A 14,588-nucleotide genomic window follows, 5' to 3' on the forward strand; every position below is an offset into this window, starting at 1 on the left:
AAGGAATCGTGTCGTGACTGTAGAACTGCTGACTCCGGAGGGGATGTTCCAGCCCGTGCCCTACCACCACGTCTCGGTGAGCACCGCGTCGCGTCTCGTCCATGTCGCCGGCCAGATCGCGCGTGACGAGGCCGGCCGCGCCGTGGCGCCGGGCGACCTGGCCGGGCAGCTCGCCCATGCCCTCCGCAACACCGCGCGAGGTCTCGCCGGCGCCGGTGCCACCTTCGGTGACGTCGTGCGCCTGCGCTTCTTCGTGACGCGGTGGACCCCGGAGTCCTATCCGGCATTCATGGAGGGCATCGAGCGGGTCGCCGATGAGCTCGGGATCCCGCAGCCGCTGCCGCCGCTGTCGGCCATCGGGGTGGACTACCTGTTCGAGCCGGACGTCCTCGTCGAGGTCGAGGCCGAGGCGATCCTGGACTGAGCCCCGCGGAGCACGGCGCATCCGGTCGCCGTGCTCCGTCGCGCTCAGAGCGCGGGCGGCTGCGGGCCCCACGACGGCGCGTACATCGCCACGCCCTCGTAGGTCCAGTTCCGGTCGCCCTCGCGCAGCTGCCGCGCCTCCGCGGCATTCGCGGTGTAGAAGTGCTTGCGGAACTTCGCGCTCCAGAAGCGGTGCACCGGCACCGTGTCGCGGTTGGCGGAGGCGGCGGTGCAGAACCCGATGCCCTCGTACGTCCAGTTCCGGTCGGTGGTGCGGACCTTCTGCGCCTCCTGGGCGTTGGTCGTGTAGAAGTGCGATGCGAACGACGACGACCAGAAGCGGTGGACGGCGACCGTTCCGGCGCGGCAGCTCCCGTTGGACACCGGCCACACGCGGAAGTCGGTGCCCTCGTACGTCCAGTTCCGATCGGTCCGGTGGAGCGTCTGCGCCTCGGACCGGTTCACGGTGTAGAAGTGCGCGTTGTCGAACTTCTGGCTCCAGAAGCGGTACACCGCGACGCTGTCGCGCGGGTCGGCCTTGCCGCCCGACCCGCCGCCCGTGGGACCGAACCAGTCGGTGTAGTAGTTGTAGAAGTTCCGGTTGCCGTACGACGCACAGGGGTCGGACGAGGCTCCGTAGCCTGCCGCGAGCGACGCCGCGTTCGGCTGATAAGGCGTGTAATAGTACAGCGCGGCGGTCGCCTTGTTGGCGATCTGGACCGGGCCGGATCCGCAGCTCGCATTCGGGTGCCAGCGCACCTGCGAGGTCTTCCCGACGGGGTACCAGTTGAAGTACGGGTCCTTGGCGTACCGCTGCAGCTGGTACGCCGCCATGTACACCTGGTTCTGGAAGCCGAAGTACCGCTCGTCGCACGACGCGCCGTCAGGGCAGGCGTAGCCCATCGCGATGTCGTAGCGCCAGTCGCTCGGCCAGGTGTGCGTGACGAGGCCCTGCTCCTTCTGGAGCATGACGAGGAGCACCTTCTCGCTCACGCCGCACGCGCGGGAGACCTTGGAGATGATGGTCGCCGCCGACTCGCCCGATGCTCCCTGATACGTCCCGGCGCAGTACGCGTTCGCCTGCTTCGTCGCCGTCCGCTGCGCGAACTCCTTGAGGCACGTGTAGTCCGGATGGCAGTTCGGCACCTTGCCGTTGAGGAACGACTGGATCTGCGCGGCCGACATCGTGCCCGAGGTGTACATCTTCGCGTCGCTGATGAGGTTGCCCGCATTGAAGCCGGCGAGCGTCGCCGCGTCGACCGCGTCGTCCTGCGCGGAGTACTCCCCCGGGTCCGCCTCGTCTTCCGTGGGCGATCCGAGGTAGTCGCCGTCCTCGGGCGTCGGGATGTCGGCGACATCCGTCTCAGCGGCCGCGGAGAGCGCCGCGGAGCGCGGATCGGCGACGGGAGCGGCGACAGAGCCGGCGGCGGGAAGCAGGGCGATCGCGAGGGCGGCCGCGATTCCGAGCGCGACGCGACGCAGAGGGCTCCGGTCGGAGCGCGATGTGGGGAGAGGCACGCGGCCAGTATTCCAGAAGCGGGCCGCGTGCCCGATGCGACGCCGGCCGACGGGCGCCGTGCTCAGGCCGAGCGGCCGCTCGTGCCCTCGCCGAAGGGGTCAGCGCCCTGCTGCGCGATGACCGACGTGACCGTCGCGTCCTCGTGCTGACGCGGATCGGGCGCGCCGCCGCGGACCTTGGGCGAGCTGCTCATCCGCTTCTCGGTGTACCTCGCGATGCCCGAGAGGATGAGGCAGAGGCCGATGTAGATGGCCGCGACGATGATCGTCGCCGGGACGATCGGCGAGTCGAGCGGTGCCCGCGAGCCGATGAAGCGCGCGAAGAACAGCAGCTCCTCGTACGTGATGATGAAGCCGAGGGCCGTGTCCTTGAGGGTGACGACGAGCTGGGCGATGATCACCGGCATCATCGCGCGGATCGCCTGCGGCAGCAGGATGAGGCGCATCACGCCCGACTTGCCGAGTCCGATCGCGTACCCCGCCTCGCTCTGCCCCTTCGGCAGGGCGAGGACGCCGGCCCGGATGACCTCCGCGAGCACGGAGCCGTTGTACGCGATGAGCGAGATGACGACGACCCAGTAGTTCTCCATCCGGATGCCCACGACCGGCAGCCCGTAGTAGAGGAGGAACATCATGACGAGCACGGGGACCGCGCGCAGGAACTCAGTCACGGTGGCGATGGGCCAGCGGATCCAGGCGTGGTTCGACAGGCGGCCGATCGCGAGGAGGAAGCCGAGGATGAGCGCGCCGACCGCCGCGAGGCCGAACGCGGCGAGCGTCCGTCCCGTGGCCGCTGCGATCTGCGCCCACACCGCGGTGTAGGTGAATGCCTCCCACTTGGACGCCGTGAACTGGCCCGTCGCCGCGAGCCGCCACACGAGCCATCCGATCACGGCCGCGACGAGCACGATCGTGAGGGCGCCGATGATCCGGTTCCGGACGATCGCGCGCGGCCCGGGGACGTCGTAGAGAACGCTTCCGCTCATCGCGACACCGTCCAACGCTTCTCGAGCGCCCGCTGCAGCCACGACAGCAGCATGACGAGCGCGACGAACACCACCATCACCCAGATGATCACGACGAGCTGGTTCTCGCCGCGCTCGCTCATCCAGTCGCGCAGCGACCCGAGGTTGAGCACGGAGAAGCCGGCGGCCACCGTCGTGTTCTTGAGGAGCGCGATGAACACGCTCATCATGGGCGGGATCACCGAGCGGAACGCCTGCGGCATGACGACCAGCGTCATGACCTGCCCGAAGCTCAGGCCGATCGCGCGCGCCGCCTCGGCCTGCCCCACGGGCACCGTGTTGATGCCCGAGCGGATGGTCTCGGCCACGTAGGTCGCCGTGTAGATCCCGAGGGCGCAGATGCCGAGCAGCGTGTAGTCCATCCGCACCCCGAGCAGGGGCGGCAGCGCGAACGAGAACCCGAAGAACACGAGGGTGAGCGGCGTGTTGCGGATCGTGTTCACGTACAGCGTGCCGACCGCCCGGGCGATGGGCACGGGCGAGACGCGCATGGCCCCGACGATGATGCCGAGGACGAGCGCGAGCAGCCCGCCGCCGAAGAAGAGCTTGAGGGTGCCGAGCAGCGCCTCGCCCCACAGGTCGAGGTTGTCGGTGATGACGCCCACGGTTCTCCTTCCAGACGATCAGCGTCGAGGGTGCGGGCCGGGGACGCCGCCCCCGGCCCGCGCGGGATCAGTCGACCTCGGGCTGCTCGGCGACGACGCCGGCCGGCTCGAGGTACTGCTCGTACAGGGCGGTCCACACGTCGTTGCCCTCGGTGAAGAGGGTGTTGATGTGCTCCTGGAGCGCCGTGTCGCCGTCGGCGATGCCGACGCCGTAGCGCTCCTCGCTGAAGGGCTCGCCGGCGAGCTTCAGCTCGTCGGGGCGCTCCTGGACGTAGCCCGCGAGGATCGCCTCGTCGGTCGTGATCGCGTCGACCTGGCCCTGGAGCAGGTTCTCGACGCACTCCGAATAGGTGCCGCGCTCGACGACCTCGCCGCCGTACTCCTCGCGGATGCGCTGCAGCGGCGTCGAGCCCGTGACCGAGCAGGTGACCTTGTCGACGAGGTCGTCGGGTCCGTTGATCGAGTCGTCGTCGGCTGCCACGAGCAGGCCCTGGCCGGTGATGAAGTACGGCCCCGCGAAGTCGATGAGCTCGTCGCGCGCGTCGGTCATCGAGTAGGTGCCGACGTAGTAGTCGATGTTGCCGTTGATGATCTCCTGCTCGCGGTTCGCCGAGGGGATCGTCTGGAAGTCGATCTGGTCCTCGCTGAAGCCGAGCGACGCGGCGATCCAGCGTGCGATGTCGACGTCGAAGCCCGTGCGCTCGCCGCTCACCGGGTCCTCGTAGCCGAGCCCCGGCTGGTCGTTCTTGACGCCGATGACGACCTCGCCGGCCTCCGTCATGCGGTCGAAGGTCGGGCTGCCCTCGAGCTGGACGTCGCTCGCGACCTCCCAGAGCGCCTCGTCGCCGCCGTCGCCACCCGCGTCTCCGCCGGTGCCGCCATCACCCGTGGGCGACCCGCTGTTGCAGCCGGCGAGGGCCAGCAGCGCGACGGCCGCGATGCCGACGCCCGCGATGTTCCGGAACTTTCGCATGTGATTTCCTCTCTCGTGGATCAGATCGAGTCGCGTGCGCGTGGCCGCGCGACCCCGGTACGTCACTGGGTGATGAGCTTCGACAGGAAGTCCTTGGCACGGTCCGACCGGGGATTCGTGAAGAACTCCTCGGGCGTCGCCTGCTCGACGATCTGCCCATCCGCCATGAACACGACGCGATTCGCGGCCTTGCGCGCGAATCCCATCTCGTGCGTGACGACGATCATCGTCATGCCCTCGCGTGCGAGACCGACCATGACGTCGAGCACCTCGTTGATCATCTCGGGGTCGAGCGCGCTCGTCGGCTCGTCGAAGAGCATGACCTTCGGATGCATCGCGAGAGCGCGTGCGATCGCGACGCGCTGCTGCTGGCCGCCCGAGAGCTGGGCGGGGAGCTTCGACGCCTGCTGGCCCACGCCGACGCGGTCGAGCAGCGCCCTGGCCTCCTTCTCGGCTTCGGCCTTCTTCATGCCGCGGACCCGGATCGGGCCGAGCGTCACGTTCTCGAGGATCGTGAGGTGCGAGAAGAGGTTGAACGACTGGAACACCATGCCGACCTCGGCGCGGAGATTCGCGAGCGCCTTGCCCTCCTTGGGCAGCTCCTTGCCGTCGATCGTGATCGTGCCGCTCGTGATGGTCTCGAGGCGGTTGATCGTGCGGCACAGCGTCGACTTGCCCGAGCCGGAAGGCCCGATGACGACGACGACCTCGCCCTTGTCGACGGTGAGGTCGATGTCCTTCAGGGCGTGGAAATCTCCGTAGTGCTTCTGCACGTCCTTGATGACGACGAGGGGCTCAGCCATGGGCCCACCCTAGGCGCACTCTGAGCATCGGCTGAACACCGACGCGGGAGCCTTTACCGAGTTGTAACGGGTCGACGGCGGCTCAGCCGGCCGCGCGCTGCGCGAACGCGGTCTCGTAGAGGCACACGCTCGCGGCGGTCGCGAGGTTGAGCGACTCGGCCTTCCCGTAGATCGGGAGGCGCAGCGCGCCGTCGGCGAGGGCGAGCGCCTCGTCGGCGAGCCCGCGCGCCTCGTTCCCGAACAGCCATCCCATCGGGCGAGCGAGCGCACCGCTCTCCCGCGCCGCGAGGAGGTCGTCGCCCTTCACGTCGGCCGCGAGGACGGCGAGTCCCGCGCCCTTCGCGCGCGTGATGACGTCCTCGAGCTCCGCGCCGACCGCGACCGGCACGTGGAAGAGCGACCCGGTGGTCGAGCGGACGACCTTGGGGTTGTACGGGTCGACCGTGCGGCCCGTGAGGATCACGGCGTCCGCGCCCGCGGCATCGGCCGCCCGGATGATCGTGCCCAGGTTGCCGGGATCGCGCACCTCCTCGCAGATCGCGATGAGGCGCGGCTCTGCCGCGAACACGTCCTTCAGCGCCGTGGGGTTCTGCTTCGCCACCGCGACGAACCCCTGCGGCGTGACCGTGTCGGCCATCGACTCGAGGACGGGCTCGGTGACGAACTCGATCTCGACGCCCTCGTCGATCAGCTGAGCACGGAGGTCGGCGTGCTTCTCGAGCGCCGTCGGCGTCGCGAAGAGCTCGACGATCACGTCGGGGCGGTAGGTCACCGCCTCGCGCACGGCCTGCGGCCCCTCCAGGAGGAACAGCCCCGTCTCCTTGCGCGCGACGCGCCTCGCCAGCTTCGCTACGGCCCGCACACGCGGCGACCGGGGATTCTCCAGCACATGTCAAGTCTAGGGACATGACAAGAGGGCGCCCCTCACGGGACGCCCTCCTGCGGAGATCGTGTCAGATCACGCAGCCGACTTCGGCGCGTTCACGTCGCCCGGCAGCGCCTTCTTGGCGACGTCGACGAGCGCGGCGAACGTGGCGGGCTCGTTCACGGCGAGCTCGGCCAGCATGCGGCGGTCCACCTCGACACCCGCGAGGCCGAGGCCCTGGATGAGGCGGTTGTAGGTGAGGCCGTTGGCGCGGCTCGCAGCGTTGATGCGCTGGATCCACAGGCGACGGAAGTCGCCCTTGCGCTGGCGGCGGTCACGGTACGCGTAGACGAGCGAGTGGGTGACCTGCTCCTTCGCCTTCCGGTACAGACGCGAACGCTGTCCGCGGTAGCCCGAGGCGCGCTCGAGGATGACGCGACGCTTCTTCTGCGCATTGACTGCGCGCTTGACTCTAGCCATTCTTCATACTTCCTAACGAACGTGCGTCGCGGTCAGCGACCGAGGAGCTTCTTGACGACCTTGAGGTCGTTGCCAGAGATGACCTGGTCCTGGTTCAGGCGGCGGGTGCGGCGGCTCGACTTGTGCTCGAGGTTGTGACGCATGTTCGCCTGCTGCTTCTTGATCTTGCCGCTGCCGGTGATCTTGAAGCGCTTCTTGCTGCCCGAGTGGGTCTTCTGCTTCGGCATCTTCTTCTTTTCCTTACGTCTGCGCCCCACGGGGCGACGTTGTGTGCAACCCGCCGCGGCGGGAAGTTCTCGGGACTACTCCCCGGCGGGAGCGGCCTTGGCCTCGCGCTGCGCCTGCTTGTTGGCTGCGCGGGCGGCGTTCTGCTCGGCCTTCGCCTCCGACTTGTTCTTGTGCGGAGCGATCACCATCACCATGTTGCGGCCGTCGATCGTCGGGCGCGACTCCACGGAGCCGAACTCCGAGACGTCCTCGGCGAACTTCTGCAGCAGGCGCACGCCCTGATCGGGACGCGACTGCTCGCGTCCGCGGAAGAGGATCATCGCCTTGACCTTGTCGCCGGCCTGCAGGAAGCCCTCGGCACGCTTGCGCTTGGTGTCGTAGTCGTGCTGGTCGATCTTCAGGCGGAAGCGGACCTCCTTGAGGACCGTGTTCGCCTGGTTGCGGCGTGCTTCCTTGGCCTTCTGGGCGGCCTCGTACTTGAACTTCCCGTAGTCCATGATCTTGACCACGGGAGGACGAGAGTTGGGGGCCACCTCGACGAGGTCGAGGTCTGCCTCCTGCGCCAGGCGCAGAGCCACCTCGATACGGACGACGCCGATCTGCTCGCCTGCCGGGCCGACGAGTCGGACCTCTGGCACGCGGATGCGCTCGTTGGTGCGGGGATCGCTGATGCGGAACTCCTTGGGTGCGAGATTCGAGCCTCCGCAGCTGCGAGGGTCGCGGCTGCGGGCGGGAGAGTCTTCAGCATCCACCCGAGCACGACGACACGCATCGGCTCGACACCCTGATCGACTCGCGCAGACGCGAGCGGAGTGTGCATGACCCGGTAGCCTGGAACGGCAAGCGCGGGTGGGAACTGAATCCTCTTTCGTCCGGAGAGCACTCCGGAGCCCGCAGAAGTCTAACAGAGAGCGGACCATGAGCGCCATTCCCGCGGACAACTCCCCCTTCGACCCCGAGCGCCACGCGCGATGGGAGGAGCAGGAGCAGGCGTCGGCGGCGACAGACGCGGTCCGCGACATCGCCGACGTCGCGGCCGTCGAGGTCATCGCGTCCGGCTGCGTGCACCTCATGAGCGCCGCCGCCGTCAAGCTCGGTCTCGCCGACGCGCCGGACGCCGACGACCTCGTCGATCTCGACGAGGCGCGCAAGCTCATCAACGCCCTCGCGGGCCTCGTCACGGCGGCGGCGCCCGAGATCAGCGACATGCACGCGCGGCCGATCCGGGATGGCCTGCGCTCGCTTCAGCTGCGCTTCCGCGAGCTGTCGACGATCCCCGACGCCCCCGGCAAGGGGCCGGGCGAGAAGTGGACGGGGCCGGTCGTCTGACGCCCGACGCGGCGGCCCCACGTCTCAGGCGGCGTCGAGTTTGACCTGGAGCGAGTCGACGAGCACGGCGATCCGGTCGTCGGCGGCCCAGCGACGCGCGAGACGCTGGAGGACGGCGTCGAGCTCGGACCGGTCGAGGCCCGCGATGAGCTTCAGGCGCACGATGAGCTCCGGGCCGGCGAGCCGTGCGCCCGGATCCCCTGCCTCCACGCCGACATCGACGACGGCGAGCTCCCCCACCACGCTGTCCTGCAGCCCGAGGAAGACGTCGGGATTGGCCGGGGCGGGCTCCCACCCCTGATCCTGCGCGATCGCCCACACCGCAGGGCGGCGCACGACGAACTCGGTCGGGCTCGTCGGGTCGAGCACGATGAGGTCGGTGTCCTCGCCCGCCGCCGAGAGCGCAGCGCGCGTGCCCGCAACCGGGATCGGCCGCGCCTTCGGGTCCCACGCGGACATGGTGTCGACGCAGGAGAAGAGCGGAAGCACCTTGCGCCCGTCTGGCGCGGCCACGGTCACGATCGAGAGCTCCTGGGTCTTGTCGACCGTGAGGCCGTTCGGCCCGACGCCCTCGTCGCCCTTCTCCGCGACGAGCGGCACGAGCACGCGCGCCGTCCGCAGGGCGTCGACGACCGCGCGCTGCGAGCCGGACCCGGCACGGAACGACGTCAGCGCCTCCCACAGGGCGGGATCGGCTGAGCCGTCGTCGCCTGCCGCCGGGTTCGGCTGGAACCGGCGACCCTCCCAGGGGACGCCGGCGGAGTCGGCGGAGTTGTCAGTACCCCGCGACATCCAGTGCCTCGGCGAGCGTGAACGCACCGGCGTAGAGCGCCTTGCCCACGATCGCCCCTTCGACGCCGAGCGGCACGAGCTCACGCAGCGCGACGATGTCGTCGAGGCTCGACACGCCACCCGAGGCGACGATCGGCTTGGGCGTGCGCTGCGCCATCTCGCGGAGCAGCTCGATGTTGGGGCCGCGCAGCGTGCCGTCCTTGGTGACGTCCGTGACGACGTAGCGGCTGCAGCCGGCCTCCTCGAGGCGGTCGAGCACCTCCCAGAGGTCGCCGCCGTCCTGGGTCCAGCCGCGCGCGGCCAGCGTCGTCCCGCGCACGTCGAGGCCGACCGCGATCGCCTCGCCGTAGCGGCTGATCACGGAGGCCGTCCACTCGGGGTTCTCGAGGGCCGCCGTGCCGAGGTTGATGCGCTGGGCGCCGCTCTCGAGCGCAGCCTCGAGCGAGGCGTCGTCCCGGATGCCGCCGGACAGCTCGACGTTGACGCCGCGCATGTGCTTGATCACCTTGCGCAGGATGCCGGCGTTGCTGCCGCGGCCGAACGCGGCGTCGAGGTCGACGAGGTGGATCCAGTCCGCCCCCTGGCTCTTCCAGTTCTCCGCGGCCTCGATGGGGTCGCCGTAGCTCGTCTCCGAACCGGCCTCGCCCTGCGTCAGGCGGACGGCCTTGCCGTCCGCGACGTCGACGGCGGGGAGGAGGGTGAGAGCGGGAGTGGATGCGAAATCGTTCATGTCACCTCGTGCTCGCAGGCATCTCCTGCCGACGCACGAGTCAAGAGACTAGACCCGTGCCGCCCCCGACTCCAAGTCGACGCGGCTCAGCCTGCGCGGCGCAGCCCGTCGACCCAGTTGCGGAGCAGGCGGATGCCCGCCTCGCCCGACTTCTCGGGGTGGAACTGCGTCGCGCTGAGCGGTCCGTTCTCGACCGCGGCGAGGAACCGGCCGCCATGCGTCGCCCACGTCAGGACGGGCTGCGGGAACGGCGGATCGACCTCGAGCTCCCACTGCTGCGCGGCGTAGGAGTGCACGAAGTAGAACCGCTCGGACTCGAGCCCCTGGAAGAGGCGCGAGCGCTCCCCCGCCTCGACGGTGTTCCAGCCCATGTGCGGCACGACCGGGGCGTCGAGCTCGGTCACGGTCCCCGGCCACTCCGCGAGGCCCTCCGTCTCGACCCCGCGCTCGATGCCGCGGGCGAAGAGCACCTGCATGCCGACGCAGATCCCGAGGACGGGGCGCCCTCCCGCGAGGCGGCGCTCGATGAGCTCGCCGCCACGGATCGCGTTCAGCTGCTCCATGACCGCCTGGAACGCGCCGACGCCGGGCACGAGCAGCCCGTCGGCCGCGAGCACCGCCTCGCGGTCGCGCGTCAGCTCGACGTCGGCGCCTGCGGCCTCGAGCGCCTTGACGGCGGAGTGCACGTTGCCCGACCCGTAGTCGAGCACCGCGACGGTCGGTCGCTCGTCGCTCACAGTGCGCCCTTGGTCGAGGGAATGCCCTCGACGAGCGGATCGAGGGCCTTGGCCTGACGGAACGCGCGCGCGAAGGCCTTGTACTCCGCTTCGGCGATGTGGTGCGGGTCGCGGCCGTTCAGCACGCGGACGTGCACGGTCAGGCCCGCGTTGAACGCGAGGGCCTCGAACGTGTGGCGCACGAGCGAGCCCGTGAAGTGGCCGCCGATGAGGTGCTGCTCGAAGCCCGCCGGCTCCCCCGTGTGCACGAGGTAGGGACGCCCCGAGATGTCGACGACGGCCTGTGCCAGCGCCTCGTCGAGCGGGACGAGGGCGTCGCCGTAGCGCGAGATCCCGGCCTTGTCGCCCAGCGCCTCGCGGATGGCCTGCCCGAGCACGATCGCCGTGTCCTCGACCGTGTGGTGCGCGTCGATGTGGGTGTCGCCGGTCGCCTTCACGGTGAGATCGGTGAGCGAGTGCTTCGCGAACGCCGTGAGCATGTGGTCGAAGAACGGCACGCTCGTGTCGATGCTGCTCCTGCCCGTTCCGTCGAGGTCGAGCTCGAGCTCGATGCTCGACTCGCTCGTGGAACGGGTGCGGCGCGCGGTACGGGTCATGCTCCGATTCTACCGGCGCGACCCGACCGGGCTCCTCGCGCGCTCAGCGGCCGATCTCGGCGAGCGCGTCGAGGAAGGCGCTCGTCTCGTCCTCGGTCCCCGCGGTCACCCGGAGGTGTCCGGGGATGCCGATGTCGCGGATGAGCACGCCGCGGTCGTAGAGCGCCTGCCAGGTCGCGTGCGGATCCTCCACGCCGCCGAACAGGACGAAGTTCGACCACGTCGGGTACACGGTGTAGCCGAGCGCCTCGAGCGTGGCCGAGATCCGGTCGCGCTGCTCGACGATCTCGTCGACCATCGCGAGCATCGTGTCGGCGTGACGCAGGGCCGCGGAAGCCGCCGCCTGCGTGAGCGCGCTGAGGTGGTACGGGAGGCGGACGAGGCGGAGGGCGTCGACGACCGCGGGGTCCGCGGCGAGGTAGCCGACGCGCGCGCCCGCGAACGCGAACGCCTTGCTCATGGTGCGCGAGACGACGAGCCGGGGCCGCCCGGGCAGCAGCTGGAGCGCCGAGGGCACGTCGCGCGGCGCGAACTCGCGGTACGCCTCGTCGACGATGACGATGCCGTCGGTCGCGTCGTAGACGGCTTCCACGACGTCGTTCTCGAGCGGCGTCCCCGTCGGGTTGTTCGGTGCGCACAGGAACACGACGTCGGGCCGGGCCTCCGCGACCTGCGCGGCCGCGCTCTCGGGCGTGAGGGAGAAGTTCGCCCCCCGCTCTCCCGACACGAACGTCGCGCCGACGCCGCGCGTCAGCAGCGTGTACATCGAGTAGGTGGGGGCGAAGCCGAACGCCGTCCGCCCCGGTCCGGCGAACGCCTGGAGGAGGTGCTGCAGCACCTCGTTCGAGCCGTTCGCGGCCCAGATCTGCTCGGGCTCGAGCCCGTGCCCGAGGTACTCCGCGAACCCTTCGCGGAGCGCCGTGAACTCGCGATCCGGGTAGCGGTTCACATCCCGCAGCGCGAGGGCGACCGAGTCCGCGATGTCGTCGGCGACCTCGTCGGGGATCGGGTGCGTGTTCTCGTTGACGTTCAGCGCGACGGGCAGCGGCGCCTGCGGAGCGCCGTAGGGCTGCTGTCCGCGGAGGTCGTCGCGCAGGGGGAGGTCATCGAGAGAGACGGTCACCCGTCCATGCTAGAGCGCGCGACGGACTCACTCGCCCGTCGAGTAGGCGGCGGGGATGGCGATCTCCTGCCCCGCGGCGATGTCGCTCCCCGGGAGCTGGTTGAGGTGCAGGATCTCGTCGACGACGTCGCGCGGGTCCGCCTCGGGGGCGACCGCCTGCGCGATGTCCCACAGGGTGTCGCCCGCCATGACCGTGACGGTGTCGAAGGTGCCGGCAGGCGCACTGTCCTCGCGCGAGGCGAGGGCCGCGCCGCCGCTGAGCACCCCGAATCCGATCGCCGCGACGAGCGGAGCCGCGGCGAGCGCGGCGAGGACCCGGCGGCCGCGCACCGTGAGGCGGAGGCGGGTCGAGCGTGCCGGAGCGGAGCTGTTCGTGCGCATGGCGGTTCCTTCCTGTAGATCACTTCGAGTCCGTCTGCTCGGCCGGGAGAGACGGACCCGAAGTGATGTTCCGAACCTATCTTCGATGTGGTCGCGGTGTCAAGAACTCTCTTCGAACGGGTTTCGCGACTTCTGCGAGACACGCTCGAACAAATCTCCCGGAATCCCGTCGAGATCCGCTAGCGTCGTCCTGACGGGACCACCACATCACGCACCTCCGACATTCGAGCGGGGCAGCGAAGGAGCACGACATGACGGATGCGGGCACGCGCGAGGAGAAGCCGCGCACGCGGCGGCGCAAGAACCTGAGCGACAAGCAGCTGGCCATCCTCGAGGTCATCCAGCGCTCCATCCAGCACAACGGCTACCCGCCGAGCATGCGCGAGATCGGCGACGCGGTCGGACTGAAGTCGCTCTCGAGCGTGACGCATCAGCTCGGGCAGCTCGAGCTGAGCGGCTACCTGCGTCGCGACCCCGGGAAGACCCGCGCGATGGAGGTGCTCATCGATCTCCCGGGCTCGGCGGCGGAGAACCCGGCCGACTCGGGCCCCGCGGTCGGCGACGCCGCTCTCGTGCCGCTGGTCGGCCGCATCGCCGCCGGCGTCCCGATCACGGCCGAGCAGCAGGTCGAGGAGATCTTCCCCCTCCCCCGACAGCTCGTCGGCAAGGGCGAGCTCTTCATGCTCAAGGTCAGCGGCGAGTCGATGATCGACGCGGCGATCTGCGACGGCGACTGGGTCGTCATCCGGTCGCAGGGCACGGCGGAGAACGGCGACATCGTCGCGGCCATGGTCGACGGCGAGGCGACCGTCAAGACGTTCCGTCAGCGCGACGGCCACACCTGGCTCCTCCCGCGCAACTCGGCGTTCGAGCCGATCCTCGCCGACGACGCTGTGGTCCTCGGCAAGGTCGTCGCTATCCTGCGCGCGGTCTGACGGCGCACACGAGGAGGGCGGGAGCCGGTCGGCTCCCGCCCTCCTCGTGTGCCGGGAGCGAACCGGCGGTCAGGAAGCCGCGGTCTCGCGCAGCGCGACCCCGGCTTCGCGCAGCACCGCGAGCACGGTCTCGTGCTCGTTGAAGGCGTAGAGGTGGATGCCCGGGGCCCCGCCGGCGAGCACCGCGCGCGCGAGGTCCGCCGCGTAGGCGATGCCGATCTCCCTGCGGCCCTCGGGGGTCGGCTCGACCTCGAGCGCGATCGACAGCTCCGACGGCAGGGGCTCGCCCGTGAGCTCGAGCATGCGCGCGAGCTTGGCGGGAGAGGTCACGGGCATGATGCCGGGGAGGATCGGGATGGTCACGCCCGCGGCCCGGGCGCGATCGACGAAGCGCAGGTAGTCGTCGGCATGGAAGAAGAGCTGGGTGATCGCGGCCTCGGCGCCGGCCGCCTGCTTCGCGAGGAGCGCATCGAGGTGCTCGAGCGGATGGCGCGAGCGCGGATGCCCGTTGGGGAAGGCCGCGACGAGCGTGCGCGCACGCGGGGCGCGGTCCACCCGCACCGCCTCGGGAACGCCCGGGATCGTCGTCTCGCCGTAGGGAGCGCGCTCGGCCTGCACGCGGTGGATGAGCTGGACCAGCTCGGCCGAGGTCCGCAGGTCGCCCAGGAACGCGTCGTCCTCGTCCTTCCCGGCGGGCGGGTCGCCGCGGATGGCGAGGAAGCTGAGGATGCCCGCGTCGAGGAACTCGCGGATGAGGGCGCTCGCCGTCGCGTAGTCGTTGCCGACGCACGTGAGGTGAGCGAGCGGCTCGACGTCCGTGTTCTCGCGGATCCACCGCAGCACGCGCAGCGACGCACCGCCCGTGGAGCCGCCCGCGCCGTACGTGACGGAGAGGAAGTCCGGGCCTGCTGCGGCCAGGCGGCGGATGGTCTCCTCGAGAGCCGCGGTGCGCGCGGGCGTGCGCGGCGGGTACAGCTCGAACGAGAACGGCGTGGCCGACGTCGCCATGTCCTTCCTCCGTGCTCTCCGGTCGCCGCGGCGATCC

Annotated in this window: 19 protein-coding genes; 3 read left to right on the plus strand and 16 right to left on the minus strand. The window is 70.2% G+C overall.

Features of this window, described 5'->3' with window-relative positions; translation table 11 throughout:
• Positions 1-13: 13 nt before the first annotated feature.
• The gene (locus tag ACOWU6_RS13205; protein ID WP_421075972.1) at positions 14-424 is read left to right on the plus strand and encodes a RidA family protein; all 411 of its coding nucleotides are present in this window, start codon (positions 14-16) and stop codon (positions 422-424) included.
• A gap of 44 nt (positions 425-468) precedes the next feature.
• Here ACOWU6_RS13205 and ACOWU6_RS13210 read toward each other — a convergent pair whose 3' ends face one another.
• The 9 genes from ACOWU6_RS13210 to infC form a co-directional block, all read right to left on the minus strand.
• Positions 469-1,941: a hypothetical protein gene (locus ACOWU6_RS13210; protein ID WP_421075973.1), complete on the minus strand. Its 1,473-nt coding sequence runs from the start codon at positions 1,939-1,941 to the stop codon at positions 469-471.
• A 62-nt stretch (positions 1,942-2,003) separates the two neighbouring features.
• A complete protein-coding gene (locus ACOWU6_RS13215; protein WP_421075974.1) occupies positions 2,004-2,927 on the minus strand; it encodes an amino acid ABC transporter permease in 924 nt (307 codons plus the stop codon).
• The gene (locus ACOWU6_RS13220; RefSeq protein ID WP_271174271.1) at positions 2,924-3,571 is read right to left on the minus strand and encodes an amino acid ABC transporter permease; all 648 of its coding nucleotides are present in this window, start codon (positions 3,569-3,571) and stop codon (positions 2,924-2,926) included. Before ACOWU6_RS13220 ends, ACOWU6_RS13215 begins: the two co-directional genes overlap by 4 nt.
• A 67-nt stretch (positions 3,572-3,638) precedes the next feature.
• On the minus strand, positions 3,639-4,544 hold the full coding sequence (locus ACOWU6_RS13225; RefSeq protein ID WP_271174270.1) for a glutamate ABC transporter substrate-binding protein: 906 nt from the start codon (positions 4,542-4,544) through the stop codon (positions 3,639-3,641).
• A 62-nt stretch (positions 4,545-4,606) separates the two neighbouring features.
• The gene (locus ACOWU6_RS13230) at positions 4,607-5,347 is read right to left on the minus strand and encodes an amino acid ABC transporter ATP-binding protein (RefSeq protein WP_421075975.1); all 741 of its coding nucleotides are present in this window, start codon (positions 5,345-5,347) and stop codon (positions 4,607-4,609) included.
• Between the two features lie 82 nt (positions 5,348-5,429).
• On the minus strand, positions 5,430-6,236 hold the full coding sequence (locus tag ACOWU6_RS13235; RefSeq protein WP_282980034.1) for a TrmH family RNA methyltransferase: 807 nt from the start codon (positions 6,234-6,236) through the stop codon (positions 5,430-5,432).
• 69 nt (positions 6,237-6,305) lie between these two features.
• Complete coding sequence (gene rplT / locus ACOWU6_RS13240; protein ID WP_271174267.1) at positions 6,306-6,692, minus strand: 50S ribosomal protein L20; 387 nt, start codon at positions 6,690-6,692, stop codon at positions 6,306-6,308.
• 32 nt (positions 6,693-6,724) lie between these two features.
• Positions 6,725-6,919 (minus strand): 50S ribosomal protein L35, encoded by a 195-nt coding sequence (gene rpmI, locus ACOWU6_RS13245; RefSeq protein ID WP_259606271.1) that lies wholly within the window; start codon positions 6,917-6,919, stop codon positions 6,725-6,727.
• Between the two features lie 75 nt (positions 6,920-6,994).
• Positions 6,995-7,591 carry a translation initiation factor IF-3 gene (gene infC / locus ACOWU6_RS13250; RefSeq protein WP_310090211.1) on the minus strand — a complete coding sequence of 199 codons (597 nt, stop codon included), beginning with the start codon at positions 7,589-7,591 and terminating at the stop codon, positions 6,995-6,997.
• Positions 7,592-7,838: 247 nt separating this feature from the next.
• On the opposite strand from infC, the gene ACOWU6_RS13255 reads away from it, so the two are divergent.
• Complete coding sequence (locus ACOWU6_RS13255; RefSeq protein ID WP_282980032.1) at positions 7,839-8,249, plus strand: DUF1844 domain-containing protein; 411 nt, start codon at positions 7,839-7,841, stop codon at positions 8,247-8,249.
• Between the two features lie 24 nt (positions 8,250-8,273).
• Here ACOWU6_RS13255 and ACOWU6_RS13260 read toward each other — a convergent pair whose 3' ends face one another.
• The 6 genes from ACOWU6_RS13260 to ACOWU6_RS13285 form a co-directional block, all read right to left on the minus strand.
• A complete protein-coding gene (locus ACOWU6_RS13260) occupies positions 8,274-9,041 on the minus strand; it encodes an SseB family protein (RefSeq protein WP_421075976.1) in 768 nt (255 codons plus the stop codon).
• Positions 9,025-9,771, minus strand: coding sequence for a bifunctional 1-(5-phosphoribosyl)-5-((5-phosphoribosylamino)methylideneamino)imidazole-4-carboxamide isomerase/phosphoribosylanthranilate isomerase PriA (gene priA, locus ACOWU6_RS13265; protein WP_271174263.1), 747 nt, complete (start codon positions 9,769-9,771; stop codon positions 9,025-9,027). The genes ACOWU6_RS13260 and priA overlap by 17 nt, the downstream gene beginning before the upstream one ends.
• A gap of 86 nt (positions 9,772-9,857) precedes the next feature.
• On the minus strand, positions 9,858-10,508 hold the full coding sequence (hisH, locus tag ACOWU6_RS13270) for an imidazole glycerol phosphate synthase subunit HisH (RefSeq protein ID WP_282980028.1): 651 nt from the start codon (positions 10,506-10,508) through the stop codon (positions 9,858-9,860).
• A complete protein-coding gene (gene hisB / locus ACOWU6_RS13275) occupies positions 10,505-11,104 on the minus strand; it encodes an imidazoleglycerol-phosphate dehydratase HisB (RefSeq protein WP_271174261.1) in 600 nt (199 codons plus the stop codon). The genes hisH and hisB overlap by 4 nt, the downstream gene beginning before the upstream one ends.
• A gap of 43 nt (positions 11,105-11,147) precedes the next feature.
• Positions 11,148-12,227: a histidinol-phosphate transaminase gene (locus tag ACOWU6_RS13280; protein WP_282980027.1), complete on the minus strand. Its 1,080-nt coding sequence runs from the start codon at positions 12,225-12,227 to the stop codon at positions 11,148-11,150.
• A gap of 27 nt (positions 12,228-12,254) precedes the next feature.
• Positions 12,255-12,608, minus strand: coding sequence for a LysM peptidoglycan-binding domain-containing protein (locus ACOWU6_RS13285; protein ID WP_282980026.1), 354 nt, complete (start codon positions 12,606-12,608; stop codon positions 12,255-12,257).
• A 251-nt stretch (positions 12,609-12,859) separates the two neighbouring features.
• Here ACOWU6_RS13285 and lexA point away from each other — a divergent pair, with 251 nt between their 5' ends.
• Positions 12,860-13,543, plus strand: a complete 684-nt coding sequence (lexA, locus tag ACOWU6_RS13290) for a transcriptional repressor LexA (RefSeq protein ID WP_271174258.1) — start codon at positions 12,860-12,862, stop codon at positions 13,541-13,543.
• Between the two features lie 69 nt (positions 13,544-13,612).
• On the opposite strand, the gene ACOWU6_RS13295 is transcribed toward lexA, so the two are convergent.
• Positions 13,613-14,551 (minus strand): methylenetetrahydrofolate reductase, encoded by a 939-nt coding sequence (locus ACOWU6_RS13295; protein WP_271174257.1) that lies wholly within the window; start codon positions 14,549-14,551, stop codon positions 13,613-13,615.
• Between the last annotated feature and the right edge of the window lie 37 nt (positions 14,552-14,588).

This window comes from Microbacterium sp. SA156 (genome assembly GCF_049065455.1).
Classification (GTDB): domain Bacteria; phylum Actinomycetota; class Actinomycetes; order Actinomycetales; family Microbacteriaceae; genus Microbacterium; species Microbacterium barkeri.